General features: G+C 60.4%; 22 protein-coding genes. 8 read left to right on the top strand and 14 right to left on the bottom strand.

Features of this window, described 5'->3' with window-relative positions; all coding sequences use genetic code 11:
• Window positions 1-27: 27 nt before the first annotated feature.
• The 3 genes from narQ (at window position 28) to acrD (ending at window position 5,702) form a co-directional block, all read left to right on the top strand.
• Window positions 28-1,716 (top strand): nitrate/nitrite two-component system sensor histidine kinase NarQ, encoded by a 1,689-nt coding sequence (gene narQ, locus F3J36_RS09750; protein ID WP_031279801.1) that lies wholly within the window; start codon window positions 28-30, stop codon window positions 1,714-1,716.
• 41 nt (window positions 1,717-1,757) lie between these two features.
• Window positions 1,758-2,390, top strand: a complete 633-nt coding sequence (locus tag F3J36_RS09745; protein WP_031279800.1) for a response regulator — start codon at window positions 1,758-1,760, stop codon at window positions 2,388-2,390.
• Window positions 2,391-2,585: 195 nt separating this feature from the next.
• Window positions 2,586-5,702, top strand: a complete 3,117-nt coding sequence (acrD, locus tag F3J36_RS09740; RefSeq protein WP_166719590.1) for a multidrug efflux RND transporter permease AcrD — start codon at window positions 2,586-2,588, stop codon at window positions 5,700-5,702.
• A gap of 108 nt (window positions 5,703-5,810) precedes the next feature.
• Here acrD and ypfM read toward each other — a convergent pair whose 3' ends face one another.
• A complete protein-coding gene (gene ypfM, locus F3J36_RS24365; protein WP_104085366.1) occupies window positions 5,811-5,870 on the bottom strand; it encodes a protein YpfM in 60 nt (19 codons plus the stop codon).
• Between the two features lie 394 nt (window positions 5,871-6,264).
• On the opposite strand from ypfM, the gene F3J36_RS09730 reads away from it, so the two are divergent.
• The 3 genes from F3J36_RS09730 to F3J36_RS09720 are packed head-to-tail and all read left to right on the top strand — an operon-like array spanning window position 6,265 to window position 7,995.
• The gene (locus F3J36_RS09730; protein WP_166719589.1) at window positions 6,265-6,654 is read left to right on the top strand and encodes an ArsC family reductase; all 390 of its coding nucleotides are present in this window, start codon (window positions 6,265-6,267) and stop codon (window positions 6,652-6,654) included.
• A gap of 1 nt (window position 6,655) precedes the next feature.
• Window positions 6,656-7,783: a succinyl-diaminopimelate desuccinylase gene (gene dapE, locus F3J36_RS09725; RefSeq protein ID WP_010617581.1), complete on the top strand. Its 1,128-nt coding sequence runs from the start codon at window positions 6,656-6,658 to the stop codon at window positions 7,781-7,783.
• 23 nt (window positions 7,784-7,806) lie between these two features.
• The gene (locus F3J36_RS09720; protein WP_021508042.1) at window positions 7,807-7,995 is read left to right on the top strand and encodes a YpfN family protein; all 189 of its coding nucleotides are present in this window, start codon (window positions 7,807-7,809) and stop codon (window positions 7,993-7,995) included.
• Between the two features lie 67 nt (window positions 7,996-8,062).
• Here the strand turns inward: F3J36_RS09720 and ypfH are convergent, their stop codons facing one another.
• The 6 genes from ypfH to dapA form a co-directional block, all read right to left on the bottom strand.
• Window positions 8,063-8,758: an esterase gene (gene ypfH / locus F3J36_RS09715; RefSeq protein ID WP_021508041.1), complete on the bottom strand. Its 696-nt coding sequence runs from the start codon at window positions 8,756-8,758 to the stop codon at window positions 8,063-8,065.
• A gap of 73 nt (window positions 8,759-8,831) precedes the next feature.
• Window positions 8,832-10,808, bottom strand: a complete 1,977-nt coding sequence (locus F3J36_RS09710; protein ID WP_166719588.1) for a tRNA(Met) cytidine acetyltransferase TmcA — start codon at window positions 10,806-10,808, stop codon at window positions 8,832-8,834.
• Window positions 10,808-11,671: a neutral zinc metallopeptidase gene (locus F3J36_RS09705; protein WP_166719587.1), complete on the bottom strand. Its 864-nt coding sequence runs from the start codon at window positions 11,669-11,671 to the stop codon at window positions 10,808-10,810. Before F3J36_RS09705 ends, F3J36_RS09710 begins: the two co-directional genes overlap by 1 nt.
• A gap of 206 nt (window positions 11,672-11,877) precedes the next feature.
• Entirely contained in the window at window positions 11,878-12,591 is a 714-nt protein-coding gene (gene purC / locus F3J36_RS09700) for a phosphoribosylaminoimidazolesuccinocarboxamide synthase (protein ID WP_031279423.1), read from the bottom strand.
• Window positions 12,592-12,735: 144 nt separating this feature from the next.
• A complete protein-coding gene (gene bamC / locus F3J36_RS09695) occupies window positions 12,736-13,767 on the bottom strand; it encodes an outer membrane protein assembly factor BamC (RefSeq protein WP_166719586.1) in 1,032 nt (343 codons plus the stop codon).
• A gap of 14 nt (window positions 13,768-13,781) precedes the next feature.
• Complete coding sequence (dapA, locus tag F3J36_RS09690; RefSeq protein WP_021506604.1) at window positions 13,782-14,660, bottom strand: 4-hydroxy-tetrahydrodipicolinate synthase; 879 nt, start codon at window positions 14,658-14,660, stop codon at window positions 13,782-13,784.
• A gap of 143 nt (window positions 14,661-14,803) precedes the next feature.
• Between dapA and F3J36_RS09685 the strand changes: the two genes are divergently transcribed.
• Window positions 14,804-15,370, top strand: a complete 567-nt coding sequence (locus tag F3J36_RS09685) for a glycine cleavage system transcriptional repressor (RefSeq protein WP_081049393.1) — start codon at window positions 14,804-14,806, stop codon at window positions 15,368-15,370.
• A 142-nt stretch (window positions 15,371-15,512) separates the two neighbouring features.
• Entirely contained in the window at window positions 15,513-15,980 is a 468-nt protein-coding gene (gene bcp / locus F3J36_RS09680; RefSeq protein ID WP_021506602.1) for a thioredoxin-dependent thiol peroxidase, read from the top strand.
• 57 nt (window positions 15,981-16,037) lie between these two features.
• On the opposite strand, the gene F3J36_RS09675 is transcribed toward bcp, so the two are convergent.
• The 7 genes from F3J36_RS09675 to F3J36_RS09645 form a co-directional block, all read right to left on the bottom strand.
• On the bottom strand, window positions 16,038-17,633 hold the full coding sequence (locus tag F3J36_RS09675) for a sensor domain-containing diguanylate cyclase (protein WP_166719585.1): 1,596 nt from the start codon (window positions 17,631-17,633) through the stop codon (window positions 16,038-16,040).
• A gap of 166 nt (window positions 17,634-17,799) precedes the next feature.
• On the bottom strand, window positions 17,800-18,618 hold the full coding sequence (locus F3J36_RS09670; RefSeq protein WP_211073018.1) for a phosphodiesterase: 819 nt from the start codon (window positions 18,616-18,618) through the stop codon (window positions 17,800-17,802).
• Between the two features lie 24 nt (window positions 18,619-18,642).
• Window positions 18,643-19,629 carry an ABC transporter ATP-binding protein gene (locus tag F3J36_RS09665; RefSeq protein WP_058770829.1) on the bottom strand — a complete coding sequence of 329 codons (987 nt, stop codon included), beginning with the start codon at window positions 19,627-19,629 and terminating at the stop codon, window positions 18,643-18,645.
• A complete protein-coding gene (locus F3J36_RS09660) occupies window positions 19,626-20,438 on the bottom strand; it encodes an ABC transporter permease (protein ID WP_166719583.1) in 813 nt (270 codons plus the stop codon). The genes F3J36_RS09665 and F3J36_RS09660 overlap by 4 nt, the downstream gene beginning before the upstream one ends.
• Window positions 20,435-21,292, bottom strand: a complete 858-nt coding sequence (locus F3J36_RS09655; RefSeq protein ID WP_166719582.1) for an ABC transporter permease — start codon at window positions 21,290-21,292, stop codon at window positions 20,435-20,437. The genes F3J36_RS09660 and F3J36_RS09655 overlap by 4 nt, the downstream gene beginning before the upstream one ends.
• Entirely contained in the window at window positions 21,292-22,314 is a 1,023-nt protein-coding gene (locus F3J36_RS09650; protein WP_058758325.1) for an ABC transporter substrate-binding protein, read from the bottom strand. The genes F3J36_RS09655 and F3J36_RS09650 overlap by 1 nt, the downstream gene beginning before the upstream one ends.
• On the bottom strand, window positions 22,301-23,323 hold the full coding sequence (locus F3J36_RS09645; protein WP_058775666.1) for a substrate-binding domain-containing protein: 1,023 nt from the start codon (window positions 23,321-23,323) through the stop codon (window positions 22,301-22,303). Before F3J36_RS09645 ends, F3J36_RS09650 begins: the two co-directional genes overlap by 14 nt.
• Window positions 23,324-23,420 lie beyond the last annotated feature (97 nt).

The following is a 23,420-nucleotide window of genomic DNA, read 5'->3' as shown; positions in this document are numbered from 1 at the left end:
TCCCCCGCTCTTCTAAGGGTTATTATTGTGATAGTGAAACGTCCCGTTACCCGCACCATTGCCCGCGCGCTCAGCGCGATTGTGCTGCTGTCGCTGTTAACCACCGGCCTGGCGCTGATGACGCTCTCCAGCAGTTTGCGCGATGCCGAAGCGGTGAATGTCGCCGGCTCGCTGCGCATGCAAATCTACCGGCTGGCGTGGGACAGCACGCGCGATCCGCAGCAGCTGGCGCACCATATGCAGCAATATCAGCAGACGCTGGAGTCACCGGCGCTGCAACATCTGGAGCGTCCGTGGGTGCCGATTGAGGTCAGCAGCCGCTATCGCTATCTGCGCGACAGCTGGCCGGTACTGCAGGAGACGCTGCAGCCGGCGCGGGCGCAGGTGTACCAGCAGCGCGTGGCGGGCTACGTCAGTGAGATTGACCGCTTCGTGCTGGCGGTGCAGCACTATGCCGAGCTGAAAATGCATCTGGTGGCCGCCAGCAGCCTGTTCGGCTTTCTGGCGATTGTCGCGCTGGCGCTGTGGAGCATTGGCTTTATTCGCCGCAACGTGGTGCGTCCGCTCGATTCACTGGTCACCGCCAGTCAATACGTCGAGCAGGCCAACTTCAGTTTTCCGCCGCTTTCCGTGCATCAGCCCAACGAACTGGGCGTGCTGGCGCAGGCGTTTACCACCATGGCGGAGCGGCTGCATTCGCACTATCGCCTGCTGGAGTGCGCGGTACGCAATAAAACCGAAGATTTAACTCAGGCCAACCGCACGCTGTCGCTGCTGTATGAAAGCTCGCAGATTCTCACCGGCAGCCCGCTCAATCCCGAGCTGATTCAGGGCCTGCTGCGGCTGGTGCAGCGGCGGGAAGCGCTGGAGGTGCTGCAAATCGCCAGCGAAGATATCGCCTTTCAGGCCGGCGTGCCCGCCGACGATCTCAGCTGGCAGCGGCTGCCGCTGCAGCAGGAGGAGCAGCGCCTCGGCGAACTGTGCTGGCAAACCCGCCGCGCGCCGCCGGCCGATGAGCTGATGCACAGCCTGGCCAACATGCTGGCGCGTGCGCTGTGGATCTGGCAGACGCAGAAGCAGTATCAGCAGATGCTGCTGATTGAAGAGCGCGCCACCATTGCGCGCGAGCTGCACGATTCGCTGGCGCAGTCGCTCTCTTTTCTGCGCATCCAGCTGACGCTGCTGCGGCGTAATGTCGATAGCAGCCAGCCGCAGGCACAGGCGATCATCGCCGATTTTGATCGCGCGCTGGCCGAGGCGTATCAGCAGCTGCGCGAGCTGCTCACCACCTTCCGCCTGAGCATTGAACAGGCCGATTTAGTGCAGGCGATGCAGGCGATGATCGCCCCGCTGCAGGAGCAGTCGCAGGCGGCGATTACCTTTGACTATCAGCCTGGCCTGCAAACGCTGGATGCCCAGCAGCAGGTGCACGTGCTGCAGATTGCACGCGAGGCGCTGCTCAACGCAATTCGTCACGCGCAGGCGCAGCAGATTCAGATTCGCTATCAGCGTGTCGCTGATGATGAGCACCTGCTGACCATCGAAGATGACGGCTGCGGTATCAATAGCGTAGAAGAGCCGCCGGGCCACTACGGGCTGACCATCATGGCCGAGCGCGCGGCGCGTCTCGCCGGCAGCTTACTGATTACCCCGCAGGCGCAGGGCACCTGCGTCACGCTGCGTTTTCCCGCCCGCCCCGCGCACCGGCTGGCTTAACGCATTACACTTAGCAAATGGATTGAAACTCTGGAGAACCTATGGCTCATCCTTCCCTGTCTATTATGATCGTTGACGATCATCCGCTGATGCGTCGCGGTATCCGCCAGTTGCTGGCGCTGGAACCGCGTCTGGAAGTGGTGGCTGAGGCGAATAACGGTACCGAAGCACTGGCCGAAGCGCGCCGTCTGGCACCGGATGTGATTCTGCTCGATCTGAATATGAAGGGCATGTCCGGGCTGGATACGCTGAAAGCGCTGCGCCACGAGGGCGTCGCGGCACGCATTCTGGTACTGACAGTGTCCGACGCGCGCAGCGATATTTACGCCATGGTGGATGCCGGTGCCGATGGCTATCTGCTTAAAGACAGCGAACCGGAACTGCTGCTGGCGCAGGTGATGCGCGGCGCACAGGGCGAGAACGTATTCAGCGAGGTGGTGGCAGAATATCTGGCGACCCGCCAGCCCAGCGTCAATCCGTTCAGACAGCTGACCGAGCGCGAACTGGATGTGTTGCAGGAAGTAGCACGCGGCTTATCCAACAAAGAGATTGCCGCCACGCTGCATATTTCGGAAGAAACGGTAAAGGTGCACATCCGCAACCTGCTGCGTAAGCTCGACGTCCGTTCCCGCGTTGCGGCGACGGTGCTGTGGCTGGAGAGCCGCAATGTGTGATTGCGCACATAAAGCTGCTGCGACTTTTACACTTTCTCCATAATTTATCCACGATTCCCTAATTTGCCCCGCGTACAGTAAGCAGCAGCCGGAGTTTTGAGGATCGCCCTTGCACTCCGCCAGCGTGAAGCGCAGCGTGCGACACGCTTTTACTAATAACAAGTACAAAGTACGCAGCTGAGGAGTGTCGGTTTCATGTCGAACTTTTTTATCGACCGCCCCATTTTTGCCTGGGTGCTGGCTATTTTGCTGTGCCTGTGTGGCACGCTGGCCATTATCTCGCTGCCGGTGGAACAGTATCCGGATCTCGCGCCGCCTAACGTGCGCATCACCGCCAACTATCCCGGCGCATCCGCGCAGACGCTGGAAAACACCGTCACCCAGGTTATCGAGCAGAATATGACGGGGATCGATAACCTGATGTACATGTCCTCGAACAGCAGCAACACTGGCCAGGCGCAGATCACCCTCACCTTTACCGCCGGCACTAACCCGGATGAAGCGCGGCAACAGGTACAGAATCAGCTGCAGAGCGCGCTGCGCAAACTGCCGGCGGCGGTGCAGTCGCAGGGCGTCACGGTAAACAAAACCGGCGACAGCAACATTCTGATGATCGCCTTTGTCTCCACCGACGGCAGCATGGATAAACAGGATATTGCCGATTACGTTGCCAGTAACATTCAGGATCCGCTCAGCCGCATCGACGGCGTCGGCCAGGTCGATGCCTATGGTTCGCAATACGCCATGCGCATCTGGCTCGATCCCAACAAGCTGATTAACTACGCGCTGACCACCGACGATGTGGTCAGCGCCATCGAATCGCAGAACACCCAGGTGGCGGTCGGCCAGGTCGGCGGGTTGCCGTCGGTGGACAAACAGGCACTGAACGCCACGGTTAACGCCCAGTCGATGCTACAGACGCCCGCGCAGTTTCGCGCCATTACGCTGAAAACCAACACCGACGGTTCAGTGGTGACGCTCGGCGACGTGGCCACCATTGCCATGGGCGCCGAAAAGTATGACTTTCTGAGCCGCTATAACGGCCAGCCCGCATCCGGTCTCGGCATCAAGCTGGCCTCCGGCGCTAACGAGATGAACACCGACAAGCTGGTGCGCGCCCGTGTTGCTGAACTGGCGCAATACTTCCCGCACGGGCTGGAAGCCAAAGTGGCGTTTGAAACCACGCCGTTCGTCAAAGCCTCCATTAAGGACGTGGTGAAAACCCTGCTGGAAGCGATTCTGCTGGTGTTTCTGGTGATGTACCTGTTCCTGCAAAACTTCCGCGCCACGCTGATTCCCACCATTGCTGTGCCGGTGGTGCTGCTCGGTACCTTTGCGGTGCTGTACGCCTGCGGCTTCAGTATTAACACCCTGACCATGTTCGCCATGGTGCTGGCCATCGGGCTGCTGGTGGATGATGCCATCGTGGTGGTGGAAAACGTCGAGCGCATCATGAGCGAAGAGGGATTATCGCCGCGGGCCGCCACGCGTAAATCGATGTGGCAGATTCAGGGCGCGCTGGTGGGCATCGCGCTGGTGCTGTCCGCGGTGTTTGTGCCGATGGCGTTCTTTGGCGGCACCGTGGGCGCTATCTATCGCCAGTTCTCCATCACCATTGTCTCGGCGATGGTGCTGTCGGTGCTGGTGGCGATGATTCTGACGCCCGCGCTGTGCTCCACGCTGCTCAAACCGCTGGCGCAGGGCCAGCACCATGGCCGGCGCGGCTTTTTCGGCTGGTTTAACCGTCACTTCAATGCCAGCGCCGAACGCTACGAGCGCGGCGTAGCGCGCATTCTGCTGAAGAGCGGCCGCTGGCTGCTGCTTTACCTGGCGATTATCGGCGTGATGGCGTTCCTGTTTATTCGTCTGCCTACCTCCTTCCTGCCGCTGGAAGATCGCGGCGTATTTCTTACTCAGGTACAGCTGCCGCCGGGCTCGACGCTGCAGCAAACCTCGCAGGTGGTGGCAAAGGTTGAGGATTATTACCTGACTGCCGAAAAGGACAATGTACTGTCGGTATTCTCCACCATCGGTGCTGGTCCGGGCGGCAACGGACAAAACGTGGCACGCCTGTTTGTGCGTCTGAAGGACTGGGAGCAGCGGCCAGGTCGCGATCGCACCTCGTTTGCCATCATCGATCGCGCCACCGCAGCCTTTAAAAAGATCAAAGAGGCACGCGTGATTGCCAGCAGTCCACCGGCAATCACCGGCATGGGCAGCTCCTCCGGCTTTGATATGGAGTTGCAGGATCACGGCGGCATCGGGCATACCGAGCTGATGGCGATGCGCGATCGGCTGCTGGCGCTGGCCGACAACAATCCGGCGCTGTCGCGCGTGCGCCACAACGGGCTCGACGACAGCCCGCAGCTGCAGATTGATGTCGACCAGCGCAAAGCGCAGGCGCTCGGCGTGTCGCTGGATACCATCAACGACACCCTGACCACCGCCTGGGGCTCAACCTACGTGAATGATTTTCTCGATCGCGGCCGCGTGAAGAAGGTCTACGTCCAGGCCGCACCGGAATTCCGCATGCTGCCAGGCGACATTAACAAATGGTATGTGCGCAACAACAGTGGCGGCATGGTGCCGTTCTCCGCTTTCGCCACCAGCCACTGGGAGACCGGTTCACCGCGCCTTGAACGCTACAACGGCTATTCATCGCTGGAGATTGTCGGCGAGGCGGCCAACGGCGTCAGCAGCGGCACGGCGATGGATGAGATGGAGAAACTGGTGGCGCAGCTGCCGCTCGGCGTTGGCTTCCAGTGGACCGGTGCCTCCTATCAGGAGCGTCTCTCCGGCTCGCAGGCGCCGGCGCTGTATGCGATTTCGCTGCTGGTAGTGTTCCTGTGCCTCGCGGCGCTGTACGAGAGCTGGTCGATTCCGTTCTCGGTGATGCTGGTGGTGCCGCTGGGCGTGGTGGGCGCGCTGGTCGCCACCTGGCTGCGCGGACTGGAGAATGACGTCTACTTTCAGGTCGGCCTGCTGACGGTGATTGGCCTGTCGGCGAAGAATGCGATCCTGATCGTAGAATTCGCCAATGAGATCAACAGTAAAGGGCGTGAACTGCTGGAGTCGACGCTGGAGGCATCGCGGCAGCGCCTGCGGCCGATTCTGATGACGTCGCTGGCCTTTATTTTCGGCGTGCTGCCGATGGCGATCAGCAGCGGTGCCGGTTCCGGCAGCCAGCATGCGGTCGGTACTGGCGTGATGGGCGGCATGATCTCCGCCACGGTACTGGCGATCTTCTTTGTGCCGCTGTTCTTCGTGCTGGTGCGCCGCCGCTTCCCGCTGCGGGCAAAGCCGCACGACTGAGGCTAACTCCGGGCAAATAAAAAGCCGCCATGATGAATGGCGGCTTTATTGATGTGTGCGGTAAGAATAACAGCAAGTTGGGAAGTGCCCTGCTTTTCTCTTCACGAATTACTTACGTAACATCGCTTCGATAAATTCTTTCCAGTTCCCCAGTTCGTGTTCAACCATAATACCCTCTCTTCTTGTAGTGGCGATTTTACGCCGTTTTTTTCTACAGGTGAATACGTTTCCACCTCTCATCACTATCGGCAGCTACCGCAGAAAGCTTGAATTTGCCGAAACTGCGGACTGACGCACATTTCAGCAACCTGTTAATGTGACTCATAAAAGCGCGGACTTAATCCGCCAGGCCCGTTTTTGCCGCCTAAGATAATTCTTAGATCGCTAATGATGCCGCAGGCGACAATTTCGCAGGTAAGTGAAAGCGTTTACTGGCCCTGATTAGCGTCGTTTATTGGCGTCGCGGCGAGATGAAAAACAGCGCTGCTGCGCGTCTGACCTCACAGCCCATGGCGCGCTATGGTAAACTCGCGCTTTATTTAACACAGGACGGGAATACGCGATGACAGCGCAGTGGGTGATGTACGGAATTAAGAATTGCGACACCATAAAAAAAGCACGCAACTATTTGAGCACTTCCGGCATCGACTTTCATTTTCATGATTATCGCGCTGACGGGCTGGATGCGGCGCTGCTGCAATCCTTCATCGACCAGCTGGGGTATAACGTGCTGCTGAACACGCGCGGCACCACCTGGCGTCAGTTGCCGGAAGCGGAACGCGATGCCATCCGCGATGCGGCCAGCGCCAAAGCGCTGATGCTGGCGCACCCGGCGCTGATGCTGGCGCACCCGGCGCTGATCAAACGTCCGGTGCTGGCGGCGCCAGACGGTACATTGCTGGTGGGTTTCAAAGAACCCGTTTATCACGCCTTTATCCAGGAGAAGTCATAACATGTTCTGTCCGGTCATTGAGCTGGCTCAGCAGCTTATTCGTCGCCCCTCGCTTAGTCCGGATGACGCCGGTTGCCAGGCCATGTTAATTGCGCGCCTGGAGGCGATTGGTTTCCACGTCGAGCCGATGCACATTGGCGATACGCTTAACTTCTGGGCCACGCGCGGCCAGGGCGAAACGCTGGCCTTTGCCGGTCACACTGATGTGGTGCCGCCGGGCGATGCCAACCGCTGGATCAGCCCGCCGTTTGAACCTTCGATTCGCGACGGCATGCTGTTTGGCCGTGGCGCTGCAGACATGAAAGGCTCGCTGGCGGCGATGGTGGTGGCAGCCGAGCGCTTCGTTGCTGCTCATCCCAATCATGCTGGCCGGCTGGCGTTTCTCATCACTTCCGATGAAGAAGCCAGCGCCGTCAACGGTACGGTAAAAGTGGTTGAGCGCCTGATGGCGCGCAACGAACGTATGGATTACTGCCTCGTCGGCGAACCGTCGAGCACCGAAGTGGTTGGCGACGTGGTGAAGAATGGTCGTCGCGGCTCCATGACCGCCAATCTGACCATTCACGGCGTGCAGGGCCACGTGGCTTATCCACATCTGGCTGATAACCCGGTGCATCGCGCGATGCCGGCGCTCAACGAGCTGGTGGCGACCGAGTGGGATCAGGGCAATGAGTTCTTCCCGCCGACCAGCATGCAGATCGCCAACGTGCAGGCGGGAACCGGCAGTAACAATGTGATTCCCGGCGAGTTTTTCGTGCAGTTTAACTTCCGCTTCAGCACCGAACTGACCGATCAGATGATCAAAGATCGCGTGGCGGCGCTGCTCGATCGCCACCAGCTGCGCTATACGCTGGAGTGGAATGTGTCCGGTCAGCCATTCCTGACTTCACGCGGCAAGCTGGTGGATGCCGTCGTCAACGCCGTGGCGCACTATAATGAGATCAAGCCGCAGCTGTTAACCACCGGCGGCACCTCTGACGGGCGCTTTATTGCCCGCATGGGCGCACAGGTGGTGGAGCTCGGCCCGGTGAATGCCACTATTCATAAGATCAATGAGTGCGTGAAAGCCTCGGATTTACAGCTGCTGAGCCGGATGTATCAGCGCATTATGGAACAGCTGATCGCCTGATGGCACCTTGAAGGAGAAACCTCATGGAATGGTTAAAAGAGTACTGGTGGGTGATTGTGATTCTGCTGATGGTGGGCGTGCTTATGAACGTCTATAAAGACCTGAAGCGCATCGATCATAAAAAATATATGGATAACAAACCGGATCTGCCACCGCATCGCGATTTCAACGATAAGTGGGACGATGACGACGACTGGCCGAAGAAGAAGTAGTCGCCGCCGATCGTTTAGCGTATAAGGTCGCCCTGCACGGCGACCTTTGTTTTATGGCGCGCCGGTCTCACACCATCATCACCACATCGTCGTCGCCCGGCTTCGCCCCGCTCAGCGCCTCATCGAAATAGCGGCGCGGCACGGTGTAGCGCAGGTGATTCAGCGCCAGCTGCATGCTGCGTTCATCAATCGCGTGCGGCAGATCGTCAACGATATCCAGCGTCACATCACCGCCCAGCGCAGTTAAGCGCTGCATCGCCGCTTCCGCATGCTGCATCGGCACCTGCTCGTCATAATCGCCGTGAATCAGGTGGATAGTGTTGCGCGTGCTGGCCTGCTCCGGCAGCGTGACGTAGCGGCCGCTAAAGGCCACCACGCGTCCCGCCAGATCCGGCTGGGCTTTTACGCCTTCCAGCACCATGGTGCCGCCCTGCGAAAAACCGACCAGCGCGGTGGCTTCCGGCCGCACGCCGCTCTGCTGCTGCCAGTGACGCACCGACTCGACAAAGGACGGCATCACCGCATCCACGCCCTGCTGCTGCGAGCGGTCGTGTTCCGGTATCTCAGCATACCACTGGCGGCCCTGCGGCGCGCTGGCCGGATAAGGTGCGCCCACCGACACCACCTGCGCCTGCGGAAACGCCTGCGCGAACCAGCTGCCAATCTGCGCCATCGAATCGGGGTTGTCGTTCACGCCGTGATACAGCAAAAACAGCTGCGCGGCGTTATCCGGTTGCTGAACAATTACATATCGTAGTGCCATAACGTCCTCCTCAAATCACTATACGCCGCTGACGGCAAAGTGATATTGGGAAAATTTGAACGAGATAATGGATTTATTGCAATGTGCCGAGGCGCTGCTGCCAGTGCTGCGCGGCGGCGGCATCCAGCGTGATGAGTGCGTCAGCCGCCTCCGCGCGCAGCCTGAGCATCAGCGCTTTACGCCCGCTCACGCCGGCCAGCCGTGCCGCTTCACTCAGCGTTTGTTTTTGTTGCAGTATGGCACACAGCAACGGTGGCGATGCGACACCCGCCAGCCGCTGCAGCACCGCATAGCTGGCTTCATAGGGCCGCTGCGCCCAGGCAAACGCAGCCAGCAGCGGCCAGTCGTCGGCGCTGAGGGATTGATGGTCGGTGGACGACAGGGTCAGCGGCACCGCGATCAGCTTTTGCAGCCACGGCCAGTCGCGCGCCAGACGCTGCGCGGCGCGCTGCTGCAGGGCTTCACCGGCTGGCGTCAGCGCACAAATCGCCATCGCCGCATAGCAACCGCTGCTGGCTTCGCGCTGTGAACCGATACGCACCAGCGTAAAGCCGCAGGAGTTCCAGAACTGCCACAGCGCTGCGGTGTAGCCAAAGCTCACCGACAGATAATCCGCGCCCTGTGCCTGCTGCCGCGCCGTCGCCACCAGCGCGCGACCGATGCCGCGCTGGCGCTGCGCGGCCTGCACGGCGATGCGGCTGATGCGCAGCGAACGTAACGTCGCCGCTTCAGTAAAACCGGCATGTGCCGCTAATGACTGCGCCACCAGATTGCCGCGCGGACGACGTAAGCCGGCCCACACCGCCTGCGCCAGCGCAGCATCCAGTCCGCCCTCTTCCACCAGCCACAGCGCGCCGGTGACCTGCTGCGGCTGCCCGGCCAGCCAGAAATGCATGCCGGGTGCATCCAGCATACGTCGCAGGTCGAGCGGCGAGGTACGATAGTGGGCGCTCGCCAGCAGACGATAGCCAGCCTGTAAGGCGCCGGCGTGCTGCGCGGGCGTGGCGGCAAAAATCGTTGTTTGCGCGGGTGCGTCGCAGGCTTCGGCCTCAGCAAACAGCAGCGCCGCACTCAGCCACTGCTCCAGCGGATCCTGCGCCGACCAGCGCAGCGGCTCATCCAGCTGGAAATAGCGCACCTGCGGCAGCGTGGCGCAGAAGCGCAGCATGAAACCGCGCCCGGTACCTTCGTAGCCCTGCACCGTGGTGGTCAGCAGAACGCGCGGAAAACGCTGCACCAGCTGCTGTAACAGCGGCGCGGGAATGGCCGCGGCCTCATCCACAATCAGCCATTCTGCCAGCGGCTGAGCCTCCTGCGGCTGAGCAAGAATCGCATCCGGCGCCATAAAGCTAAACTGCTCAGCGGCGAACTGCGCTAGCACCTCCGTCGCGGCTTTGGCCGGCGCCGTCACCAGCGCGCTTTGCGTCTGGCGCGCCAGCATCCCCGCCAGCGCCGATTTGCCGCGACCGCGCGGGGCGATGATCACCGCGACACCGGGCGGCATGGCGCACAGCTGGCGGACAATCTGCGCCTGCTGCTCGGGGGCGCGACACTGCCACGGTGCGAAGGGCTGCGCCGCCGGCAGGCGTGGCGTCTGGTGCTGACGCAGCAGCATCACCTGCGCATCCTGCAGGATATGCTGTTGCAGATGGTGGATGAAATGCGGCGTGGCGATGGGCTGGTCGACATCGGCCCAGCGCAGGCTGTCGCGATCGGGCTGTGCCGGCCAGGCGTTCCAGTCAGGCGTCAGTAATAGCAGCCAGCTGCCGGCCCGCAGCGTCCCGGCCAGCGCAGCGAACGCTTCCGCGTGAAAGCCGTGGCGCGCATCAAAAATGGCATGCCGGAATTCCCGGCCCAGCAGGGTACGCAGCGCTGCAGGCGCGACGCGCTGCGGGAAGTCATCGCTGTCGCTGACCGTTAACCAGTCACCTGGCAGTGCGGCCTGCCATGTGGCCGCTTCCTGGCGCGCCCAGCCAGCCTCACCGGCAATCACGCACAGACGGCGGATACCGGCTTGCTGCATCGCTGCCGTCAGTTCAGCGTGCAACATCAGTTACTGGCGAAGGTGTTGCACTGGCCCGGATTGCCGCTATCAAAACCGCGTTTGAACCAGGTGTAGCGCTGCTGTGAGGTGCCGTGAGTGAAGCTGTCCGGCACTACGCGCCCCTGACTTTGCTGCTGCAGACGATCGTCGCCAATCGCCTCGGCGGCGTTCAGCGCTTCCTGCAAATCGCCCACCTCAAGAATGTTCTCCTGCTGCATATAGTGACCCCAGACGCCAGCAAAGCAGTCCGCCTGCAGCTCCATCTTCACCGACAGCTGGTTCACCTGCGCCTGCGTGGCGCCCTGCTGCATCTGGCGCACTTTCGGTTCGATACCCAGCAGTTTCTGCACGTGATGCCCCACTTCGTGGGCGATGACGTAACCCTGGGCAAAATCCCCTCCGACTCCGAGTTTGGTTTTCATGTCGTCATAGAAGGAGAGATCGATATACACCGTTTGATCGGCCGGGCAGTAGAACGGCCCCATTGCCGACTGGCCGGTACCGCAGTTAGTGCGCGTCGCACCGCGATACATCACCAGCTTTGGCGGCGCGTATTGTTTGCCCATCTGCTGGAACAGTTTGCCCCAGGTATCTTCGGTGGTGGCGAGGATCACCGAGGTGAATTTGGCCGCTTCGTTATCCTGCGCCGAATTGACCTGACGCTGCTGCTGTTGCGACACCGGCGCGCCGCCTTCCAGCAGCGCGGTGAGGTCGTAGCCGTAATAGCCAGCGACCGCGACCACAATCAGCAGAATAATGCCGCCCTTGCCGCGCGGCAGACGAATCTGGCGTCCGCCAGAACTAAAACCCGGCGAATCGCCGCGACGATCTTCCACATTGTCGCTTTCACGACGCCCTTGCCAGCGCATGGCCTGCTCCTGTTATCAATGACTTTTGCATGATTTTAGTTGGCGGCAGAGGTTAGTACCAGCAATGCGATGCCAGCGGAGCGAGATTGCGCGCAGGGCGCAGCGTGAAGGCCGTAAACAGACAATAAAAAAGGCCGCCAGCCAGGGCGACCTTCATGCGCTGAAAGGTTTGCGTCTGTTATAGCGTGACGCACACCGGCAGAAGCTTAGTCCAGTTTGACACCCAGACGGTGTGCCACTTCTTCGTACGCTTCGATCAGGCCGCCAAGGCTCTGACGGAAACGGTCTTTGTCCATCTTGTCCATGGTCTCTTTGTCCCACAGACGCGCGCCGTCTGGCGAGAATTCGTCGCCCAGCGTCACTTCACCTTTGAACAGACCGAACTCCAGCTTGAAGTCCACCAGAATCAGGCCGGCATCATCAAACAGTTTGCTCAGCACTTCGTTGGCTTTGAAGGTCAGCTCCTGCATGCGCGCCAGGTTAGCCTTGCTCACCCAGCCAAAGGTTTCGCAGTACGATTCGTTGACCATCGGGTCGTGTTTGGCGTCATCTTTCAGGAAGAGATCAAACAGCGGTGGATTGAGCAGCATGCCCTCTTCCACGCCCAGACGTTTCACCAGCGATCCGGCCGCCCGGTTGCGCACCACGCACTCTACCGGCACCATCTCCAGCTTTTTCACCAGCGCTTCGTTATCAGAAAGCAGCGCTTCCATCTGGGTCGGAATGCCCGCTTCCTGCAGTTTGGTCATGATGAAATGGTTGAACTTGTTGTTCACCATGCCTTTACGATCAAACTGCTCGATTCGTGCACCGTCTCCTGCTGACGTATCGTTGCGGAATTCAAGTACCAGCAGATCCGGATTGTCGGTGCTGTATACGGTTTTCGCTTTACCGCGATACAACTCAGCTCGCTTTTGCATCTTGTTAACTCCAAACATGAAAGAACCCGTGTTCAGCGGTGTTTCACCGCGCGATGACTGCCTGACGCAATCGTTTACCTCGCCGGGCGCTATTATGCCAAAACCAAAACAAAAAGGCCGGAGAATCTCCGGCCTTTATTGCATTTATTTGTTCAGCGCGCCCTGCAGGACCGCCACCAGCGCATCATTCTGCGCCTGGGTGAGTACATGTCCTTTCGGATCGATGAACTGCAGGCTGCTGCGGTTATCGAGATCGCCCACCTGCAACTTGTAGTCGCCGTTTGGCAGTTCCGGATCTTTCGCGCCGATGGCGTCAAACGCGCTGCTGCCCGGCTGCTTGTAGGTCACTTTCAGACTGCCCTGCGAGCGGTTGTCATCGGTGACTTCCATGCCCATACGCTTCAGCGCCGCCGGCAGACGCTGCCAGGTGACGTTAAACGGTGAGCGCAGCACCAGCAGTGGCAGACCGGTGTCGTCCGCGCCGCTCTGGACATCAATCTGTCCGCTGGCACGTCCGGCAGCCGCATCCTGGCTGGCGGTATCGATCTTATCCAGACCGGTGCTGATGTCATTCAGCATCTGACCGGTATAGCGCTGAATCTGGACCGGCGTGGTGACCGTCTGGCCCTGCTGCTGCAGTTCCAGCAGACGTACGGTCAGCACCTGCTGATAGCCTTGGTTCTGCACGCTGATCTGGTAACGGCCGCGATACTGGTTATCTTCGTCAGCACGGTTCCACTGTACCCAGTCGGTGGTGAGCTGCTGCGCCGCATCATCACGCTGGGCAACCGGGAATTTGTACGACTGCACCACGTTCACCACCTGCGACCAGATGGAGCCACGGCTGCTGTCAACCGCCAGCACGCCGGTGTTACCGGTGAACTGCGCGCGGGTGCCGTTCATCAGCGCCAGCGGCTGCGCCGGCGGACGGATGTCGAGCTCTTTACCCAGCGCGCCTTTCGCCACGCTGTGCGGCACATCGTAATCACCATTCTGCAGCGGCAGAATCATGCCCGCCGGGGCTTTTAAATCATGCAGTTCAGGCGCCTGCAGGTAAGATTCATCACCGCTGACCTGGCGCTTATAACGCTGATCGCTGGAACAAGCTGTTAGCAGCATCAGGGTGGAGAGGCCCACCACGGTTGCCAGCGTCGAGCGCTTAACTGAATAACTCATTGATTCTCCCTAAATTATCGCAGACCCGCCTGGATCAGCGCCTGCGCGGTTTTCGCCTGACCGGCTTCGGTCAGCGGCGTCATCGGCAAGCGCAGCGTGTCATCGGCGATTAATCCTAGCTGTTTCGCGGCCCATTTCACCGGGATAGGATTCGGTTCACAGAAAAGCGTCTGGTGCAGGTGCATCAGACGCTGATTCAGGCGACGCGCTTCGGCAAATTTGCCCTCTTGTGCCAGCGCACAGAGTTCAACCATTTCACGTGCTGCAATGTTAGCCGTGACCGAAATAACGCCTTTGCCGCCCAGTTGCATGGAGTCCAGCGCTGTCGCGTCATCACCGCTGACAATAATGAACTCATCTCCAACCAGCTGTTGGATCTGCGAAATACGCGATAAGTTCCCGGTGGCCTCTTTGATTCCGATAATATTTTTGATTTCAGCCAGGCGGGCAACGGTTTCCGGCAGCATGTCACAGCCGGTACGTGACGGGACGTTATACAGCATCTGGGGCAGGTCGGTGCTTTCGGCGATCGCTTTGAAGTGCTGGTACAGACCTTCCTGCGTCGGACGGTTGTAGTACGGGGTCACGGTGAGGCAGCCGACTACGCCGGTGCCGGTAAAGCGTTTTGTCAGAGAGATCCCTTCGGCGGTGGCATTCGCGCCGGTCCCGGCAATCACGGGAATGCGGCCATCGGCCAGCTCCAGGGTTTGCATCACCACATCGCCATGCTCTTCATGGCTGAGGGTCGCGGATTCGCCGGTGGTGCCAACAGAAACAATCGCCGCCGTACCGCTGGCGACATGATAATCAATCAGTTTTTTCAGACTTGCGCGGCAGACATCACCTTTTTCATTCAAAGGCGTAATGAGCGCAACAATACTTCCGGTGAACATGGGCTATCCCCTCGACAAACAAGTGCCTCATGTTACGTTTTCCGCCGAAAGAAAAGCAAGCGAGCCACGCCATTACCGCGCTTGTCAGCAGTTTTTTTTATGTTTACCTTATGGTTATTAGCGAACGTACAGGAAACGCCATTTTGCCGCAGTCACAGCCGCACCATCTGGTGATCACCGCTCTGGGCGTTGATCGTCCGGGTATCGTCAATACCATTACCCGCCACGTCAGCAGCTGCGGTTGCAATATTGAAGACAGCCGCCTGGCGATGCTGGGCGACGAGTTCACCTTTATTATGCTGCTCTCCGGCAGCTGGAACGCCATTACCCTGATTGAATCGACCCTGCCGATGAAGGGTGCCGAGCTGGAACTGCTGATCGTGATGAAGCGCACTAACGCGCGCGTGACGCCGCCGATGCCCGCCACCGTCTGGGTACAGGTGGAAGTGCCAGACTCACCGCATATCATCGAACGCTTTACCGATCTGTTCGATAAACATCAGATGAACATCGCCGAGCTGGTGTCGCGCATTACGCCCGCCCAGGACGACGAGCCGCCGGTGCTCTATATTCAGATGACCGCACACAGCCCGGCGAATCATGCCAGCGCACCGTTTGAGCAGGCTTTCCATCGGCTGTGCGAAGAACTGCATGCACAAGGTTCAATTCGCCTCTATAGTGTCACCGACGACGCGCACAGCGCCGTCTGAATCAGGCTCCGGGTTATTCCGCCACACACTCTGCCGCGCCGGCATACCGTGTAGTGAAATAACCCTGAGGTAAACTCCACCTGGCGCTTTTGCCGCTGATGGTGTATTACCCACAGCATGAAGAAAAAAATGGAGAGTTGTGATGAATCCACTGAAAGCCGGTGACACCGCACCGAAATTTAGCTTGCCCGATCAGGATGGCGAACAAGTAAATTTGGCCGACTTCCAGGGACAGCGCGTTCTGGTCTATTTCTACCCGAAAGCCATGACGCCGGGCTGCACCACGCAGGCATGTGGTCTGCGCGATAACATGGATGATTTAAAGAAGGCGGGCGTGGAAGTGCTGGGCATCAGCACCGACAAGCCGGAAAAACTGTCTCGCTTTGTCGAGAAAGAACTACTCAACTTCACCCTGCTGTCGGATGAAGATCATCAGGTTTGCGAGCAGTTTGGCGTCTGGGGTGAGAAGACCTTTATGGGGAAAACCTACGACGGCATTCACCGCATCAGCTTCCTGATTGGCGGCGATGGCAAAGTGGAGAAGGTGTTCGACGATTTTAAAACCTCGAACCACCACGATATCGTGCTTGATTACCTGAAATCAGCCTGATTACCAACGGGTGCCCGCCAGGCACCCGTTTTTTTATCCTGCTGTGACGCTGCGCGATTAATAACGCGAAACCGTGCTGGCCAGCGCCTTCTGCCCGGCGATCACCACGCAGTTACGTCCGGCGTTTTTCGCCTGATACAGCGCATCATCGGCCTGCTTCAGAATCTGCTCCTGACTGCCGTGCGTCGGCTGCCAGCTGGCGATACCAATCGAAATCGTGATCTGCCCGACCGGATCAATCCAGCCGCCGGCAATGCTGGTGCGCACGCGCTCGGCAATCACCCGCGCTTCATCAGGGGCGGTGGCGGGAAGCAGCATCAGAAACTCTTCGCCGCCGTTGCGGCACACCACGTCGGTCTGACGCGCGCTCTGGCGCAGCGTGCGCGCCACCTGTTTGATCACCTCGTCGCCAACATCATGCCCGAAGTTATCATTCACCCGTTTGAAGTGGTCAATATCCAGCGCCAGCACGGCAAACGGCTGCTGCATGGTATCGAAATAGTCGAGCACCGCGCTCAGGCCGCGGCGATTGAGCAGGCTGGTCATGGGATCGCTCTGCACCTCTGACTTGAGCCGGCCGATTTTATCCTGCACCAGACCAATGCCGGTGAGCAGCGCGCGCTTCACCTGCGCCGCTTCAAAGTACCAGGCGCGAATCACGCCAATTTCACCGGAAACGCCCTGGGTATCCATCTGGCTGGCTTTGCGCGCCAGCTGCCACAGCGGCAAGGCAATCAGCCGGGCCAGAATCACCGCCACCAGCAGCGTCAGCAGCGCAAACGGCACCGAATTCTTCAGCACCTGGAGCAGCAGCCCGGAGAGCGGCGCCAGCGTGACGTTTGTCGGCTTGAGCGCCACCACCATCCAGCCGGTGGTGGGTACCACAGCGTAGCCCGCCAGCTTCGCCGTACCCTCTTCCGTCAGCTGAACTTCGCCATTGCTGTGCTCCTGGCGCTGACGATCGCTGACGATGCCCGGCACGTTTTTGCCAATCAGCTGATTGTTCTGGTGATACAGCACGCGGTTTTCGCGATCCAGCACGTAAACATGGGTGCCGTCACGATAGTACTGCTCGCCGAGCAGCACGTTGAGAATGCTTTTTTTCTTCAGATAAATAGTGCCGCCCACGTAGCCAAGATAGCGCCCATCGGTACTCCACACCGGCCAGGAAACAAACACCAGCAGGTTATTGGTGGCAGAAATGGTGGGCCGGCTGACCATCGGCTGGCGCTGTGCCAGCGCTTCGCGCGAAGACTGGCTGGTGAGCTGCATGCCTTTCAGCATCAGCGATTCCGGCGAAATGGCTTTAATCACGCCGTTGCTGTCGACAATCGCCACCGAGTTAAAACTGCTGGTCTGTTCGCGCAGTCGGTTCACTTCCTGCTGCAGCAGTTCGGGATTATCGAAATCTTTACCCAGCTGATTGGCGCTGTAGTGCAGCTGCGACTGCGCCAGCTGGAAAAACACTTCGGTGGTGGCCGCCAGCTTGGTGGCGTAAGCGCGATTGGCTTCAAGGGTGCTTTCGATCAGCACCATGCGCTGTACGCGCCAGGTGGCGTACAGCGTATTAGCCAGTGTGATGACGATACTGGTGATCGCCAGCAGCGCAATCAGCGTGCGCAGATCAGTTTTTGGCCGGATGCGCGTTAACATGGCGCAACCGCCCTGGTGAGTAGCTTCATAAGTTAGCGTGCCTGACTATCTTGTTATAATTGGAGGTGTTTACCCTGGTGAGGTAACAGACAATTGTACACCTCTGAGCCAAATTGACTACGACGCAGACCCTCAGGAACGCTTTTTTATTGTGCTATTACTGGTGCTAATCAATTAAACCCTGCGCATCGTAAAACGGCCACGGTCCTGGATAATCGCCGATTGCGCACAGATGCGTAGTCATCCCCTGCTGCGGCTGCCAGCGATGCAGCAGAAAACCGGGCGGTTCCAGCACAAAGTTCGCCGGACCGTGGTCACGCAAATCCAGTGCCACCTGATGCGACACACCGGGCGCCACGCAGGCCAGCGTGCCGGCAAAACGCGCCTGCACCGAGCGGTGCAGGTGGCCGCTCAGCACCCGTTCCACCTGGGGATGCTGGCCAATAATGGCAGCCAGCGCCGCCGGATTGCGCAGCGGCTGCCGATCCATGTGGCCAATGCCGCTCAGGAACGGCGGATGATGCAGCAGCACCAGCTTCGGCAAATCAGGCTCACGCGCCAGCTGCTCTGCCAGCCATTGCAGCTGTGCGTCATCGACGTAGCCCCACGGCTGATGCGGTACGCTGGAGTCGAGCGCCAGCAGCTGCAGATGATTCACACGCATCTGCCAGTTGAGCGTTTCGCCGTGCTGCAGGTAGTGATGCTCCGGAAACGCGGCGCGCAGCTGCTGGCGATCGTCGTGATTGCCCGGCATCAGCAGGAACGGCAGTTGCAGATGGCGCAGCGCCTCGCGCAGCGTCTGGTACTCTTCCGCAGTGCCAAAATCCACCAGGTCGCCGGTAATCACCACCGTATCCGGTCGCGGCACCAGCTGATTCAGCGTGTCGATCACCCGCAGCAGCGCAGCGTGCGTATCCACTTTTTTATAGGAGAGACGACCATGGGCCTTGATGTGTAAATCGCTGATTTGCGCAATCAGCGTCATTGCGTCAGTCACAACAGCTCCTTATCAGGCAGAAAAGTGCAGCGCGGCATCCTGCGCCAGCGTCCAGCTTACCGGCTGGCCGGCGTGCCAGGCTTCGCGCGCGTGGCGATCAACCTGGATCGGCGCCGCCAGCCCGATATCAATACTCAGCCGCTGCGCAGCGCCGAGAAAGGTGGTGCCGAGGATGAAACCGGGGCGTGCGTAGCGCTGGTCCGCCGCCAGCAGCACATCCTCAGGGCGGCAGAAATGCTGCGGATTACCACGCGCATCGACCCCGACACAGTTAATCGCGCCGACAAAATCCGCGACAAACTGTGACGCCGGGCGCTGGTAAATATTTTGCGGCGTATCAATTTGCACCAGACGCCCCTGCTCCATCACCGCAATGCGATCGCCCAGCGCCATTGCTTCCTGCTGATCGTGCGTGACGTACACGGCGGTGATCGCCAGCTGTTTCAGCAGCGCGCCAATCTCCAGCCGCAGCCGGTCGCGCAGGCGCGCATCCAGCGCCGCCAGCGGCTCATCAAACAGCAGCACCTTCGGACGCGCCGCCAGCGCACGTGCCAGCGCTACGCGCTGCTTTTGACCGCCCGACAGCTTGTCGATGCTGCGCTGCGCCAGCGCGCTGAGATCCACCAGGGCCAGCATCTCCTGCACGCGCGCGTCGCGTTCGGCGCGCGCCACGCCCTGTACTTTCAGGCCGTAAGCGACGTTCTGCGCCACGTTGAGATGGGGAAACAGCGCGTAGTTCTGGAACACCATGCCCACGTTGCGTTTCTCAATCGGCAGGGCGGTCACGTTACGATCGTCAAACCACACTTCACCGCCGTCGTCACAGCGCTCCAGGCCACTGATGATGCGCAGCGTGGTGGTTTTGCCACAGCCGGACGGACCGAGCAGCACCAGGGTTTCGCCAGGCTGCACCGTCAGATCGAGCGGCTGCAGCGCCAGCTGGTGATTAAAGTGCCGCGCACAATGGCGCAGCGTAACGGTTACGGCCGCAGGGTTCATGCCGCCTCCTTATTAGCACGCGTGAGCGTACGGTTGAGCCAGTGATTGACCGCGTTGAGCATCAGCAGCAGCGGCACAATCAGCAGAATAAAGATCAGCGTGTAAGCCGATCCCACTTCCAGTCGCATTGAGGCATAGCTGTCTGCCAGCCCCACCGGCAGCGTTTTTGTCAGCGGCGTATGCAGCATCCAGGTGATGTTGAACTCACCCACCGACAGGGTGATCACCATAAACGCCCCGGCGAGAATGCCGTTGCGACAGTTGGGCACCACCACGGTAAAAAAGCGCTGCCACAGGCTGGCACCGAGACTGGCCGCCGCCTCTTCCAGCCGCGGCATCTCCACCGCCTGCATTACCGCCAGCACCGGGCGCAGCATAAACGGCAAGGTAAACAGCACGTGACCGATCAGAATGAACAGCCAGCTATCGCGCAGGCCGGAGAACTGGCCGTACAGCAGGATGATGCCCAGCGCGGTGGCGAGGCCCGGCAGCGCGACGGGCAGCATCAGGCACTCTTCGATGCGCGCCGCCCAGCGCCGCGGCGCTTTTAACAGCCCCCACGCTGCCGGCACGCCGATCAGCAGCGTGATCAGCAGGCAGGCCAGCGCAATCAGCAGCGACAGCCAGAAGGTGTCGGCGTAAAGCTGCCACACCTGGGTCACCCACTTCAGCGTCAGGCCGCTGCGCAGGCCGGTAAAATAGTTGTTGGTCACGCCGGCCAGCATCGACAGCACCACCGGCACAATCATGAACAGCGCGGTGAGTAGGGTGACCAGCAGTTGCAGGCTGAACAGGCCGCGACGTCTCATGTCACCTCCTGGTGAGCCAGTCGGCGCGCCAGCATCAGTGCCAGCCAGGCAACGCCGCCCATCACCACCGACAGCGCGGCGGCGGTGGCGAAATTGGCGTAGTTGGTGAATTCGCCGTAAATGGTCAGCGGCAGCACCGCCAGATCGGTGCCCAGGGTAAACGCGGTACCGAACGCACCCATACTGGTGGCAAAACAGAGCGCGCCGGTGGAGAGCAGCGCCGGCTGCAGCCCCGGCACAATCACATCCCAGGTGATGCGCCACTGACTGGCGCCCAGCGAACGCGCCGCCTCTTCGAGAGAACGGTCGAGTTTTTCACTCGCCGCCACCAGCGTGATGATGGCGCGCGGCAGTGAAAAATAGAGATAGCCAATAAACAGGCCGGTAAACGAATAGGCCAGCATCCAGCGCTCGTGGAACAGCGCCAGGCTGATTTGCGCCAGCAGTCCCTGACGGCCCGCCAGCATCACCACCAGAAATCCCACCACCACGCCCGGAAAGGCCAGCGGAAACGTCAGCAGCGCCAGCAGCGTGCTGCGTCCGCTAAAGCGCTGGCGTGCCAGAAAGCAGCCGACTGTCGCGGCGATGGCCAGCGTCACCAGCGTGACGGCGAGCGACAGCAGCACGGTGTTCAGCAGGCTGAGCAGGTAGTGCGGCTGCGTCAGTACCGTCCAGTAGCCACTGTGCCGGGTGCTGCGGTCGTCCTGCATCGCCATCTGCAGCAGCCGGACAAACGGCAGCAGCCAGAAGGCGCAGAAGAACAGCAGCGCCGGCAGCGTCAGCCATAACCAGCGGCTGCCGGCCAGGCGCGATGTCCGGCGGCACGAAGCCGCCAGGGTATCGGTCATCGCCATCAGCGAATCTCACTCAGATAGCGCGCCGAGAAGGCTTTCTGCGCTGCCGCCATCTGCTGATAGTCAACGGTGTGCGCACGCGCATAGTCGCTGTCCGGCAGGAAATATTTCTTCGCTTCTGCGCTCATGGCGCCGGTGCGCACCGGGCGCAGGAACGCGCTGGCCCAGATGGCCTGCCCTTTGTCCGACAGCACATAGTCGATCACTTTTTTGCCGTTCGCCGCGTGCGGTGCATTCTTCACCAGGCTGATGACGTACGGCACCGTTACCGTGCCCTCTTTGGGAATAACAAAGGCGACGTTAGCGTGATCTTTGTAGCGGGCGCGGTAAGCATTGAAGTCATAGTCGAGCAGAATCGGGATCTCGCCGGAAATCAGGCGCGCATACGCGGTCTGCTTAGGCACGATAGGCTGATTCGCCTGCAGCTTTTTGAACCAGTTCAGCGCCGGCGTGAAGTCCTGCATGTTGCCGCCCTTCGCCTGGTTGACTGCCACCGCCGCCACGTAACCGACAAAGGCGCTGGCCGGGTCGAGATAGCCAATCATGCCTTTGTATTCCGGCTTCAGCAGGTCGTCCCAGGATTGCGGTACCGGCGCGCCGCCCAGCGCATCGACATTGACCATAAAGCCCATGGTGCCCGAGTGCAGCGCCACCCATTTGCCGTTGCTGTCTTTCATGCCGGCAGGAATGTCATCCCAGTGCGCCGGTTTGTAACTGGCGACCACGCCGGCGCTGTCGGCCTGAATGCCGAAGCTGACGCCGTAATAGACCACGTCGGCCACCGGATTGCCCTGCTCCGCCACCAGCTGCGCCAGCGCCTGGCCGGAGTTTTTGTTGTCCTGCGGCACCTGAATGCCGGTGTCTCTGGCAATCGCTTTGAGCTGAGTGCCCCAGTCGGCCCACTCGGGCGGGCAGTTGTAACAGATGGCGGTTTCCGCCGCCTGCGTCAGGCTGGTAAACAACGCGCTGGCGCTGAGCGCGATGGCGCCGGCGTAAATTTTTACTTTTTTATGCAGCATCATGAGGTTCCCTGGTGGTGGCAATAAACGCGGGGGCAGCAACACTCTCACCGCTCCGCAACTGGTGTGGCAGCACGCGGGTGCCGCGGCTGACGTTATGCAACAACATATCGATGGCGCAGGCGCCGAGCCGTTCGGCGGGCTGCGCTACGCTGGCCAGCGACGGGGCCATTTGTGCCCCCATCGCAATCCCGTCAAAGCCCATCACCGCCAGCTGCTGTGGCACAGGCACGCCCGCGCGCGCCGCCGCGCCAATCAGGCTGATGGCCAGCAGGTCGTTGGTGCAGATCACTGCGCTGAGCGGGGTGGCACCGCTGAGCATCGGGGCCAGCAGCGTAAAGTCGGATTGGGTGTGGCTGGCCATCTCAATCACCGGCAGCGCCGTCAGGCCCGCGTGCTGCATGGCGTCGCAATAGCCCTGATAGCGCAGGCGTGCACGGTCTGACTGCAGCATCGGTCCGGCGACCATGGCAATGCGGCGATGACCAAGCGCCAGCAGCTGTGCGGTGGCTTCGCGCATCGCCTGGCGGTTATCCACGCACACCGCCGGCCAGTGGCTGTGCTGCGGCACGTTATGCGCCAGCACAAACGGCAGGCCAGCCGCCTGCAGCGTGCTGAGCACCGCGCTGTTATCCGCGTCGGCCACCGTCAGGACCAGGCCCGCCACGCGCTGGCGCAGCATATGTTCAACGATGGCGGCTTCGCGCTCGGGCTGGTAATCGCTGGTGGCCACCAGCAGGCCATAGCCGGCGTCGCGCGCCTGGCGCTCCATCGCCTGTAACTGGCAGGAGAAGATCGGGTTAAGCAGCGAGGGCAGCAGCACGCCGAAGGTGGTGGAGTGCTGCGTGCGCAGCTGGCGCGCGATGTGGTTAGGACGAAAGCCGAGCTGCTCCGACGCCGCCAGCACTCTCTCCAGCGTGTCGCGCCGCAGCAGATGGGGATCGGAAAAGGCGCGCGCGGCCGTAGCGCGTGAAACGCCTGCCAGCTTTGCCACCGTGAGTAAGTCGGACATGTTCGCCTCGTAAAGTGCCGATGAGATCGATCTCATTGGCGCCTAAACTAACGGCGAACTGTGACAGTGACATCGCGAAGGGATGACGAAAAGATGA

The organism is Pantoea sp. Cy-640 (assembly GCF_011752635.1).
In the GTDB taxonomy this organism is placed as follows: Bacteria; Pseudomonadota; Gammaproteobacteria; order Enterobacterales; family Enterobacteriaceae; genus Pantoea; species Pantoea dispersa.
This window is presented reverse-complemented; position numbering and strand designations above follow the sequence as displayed.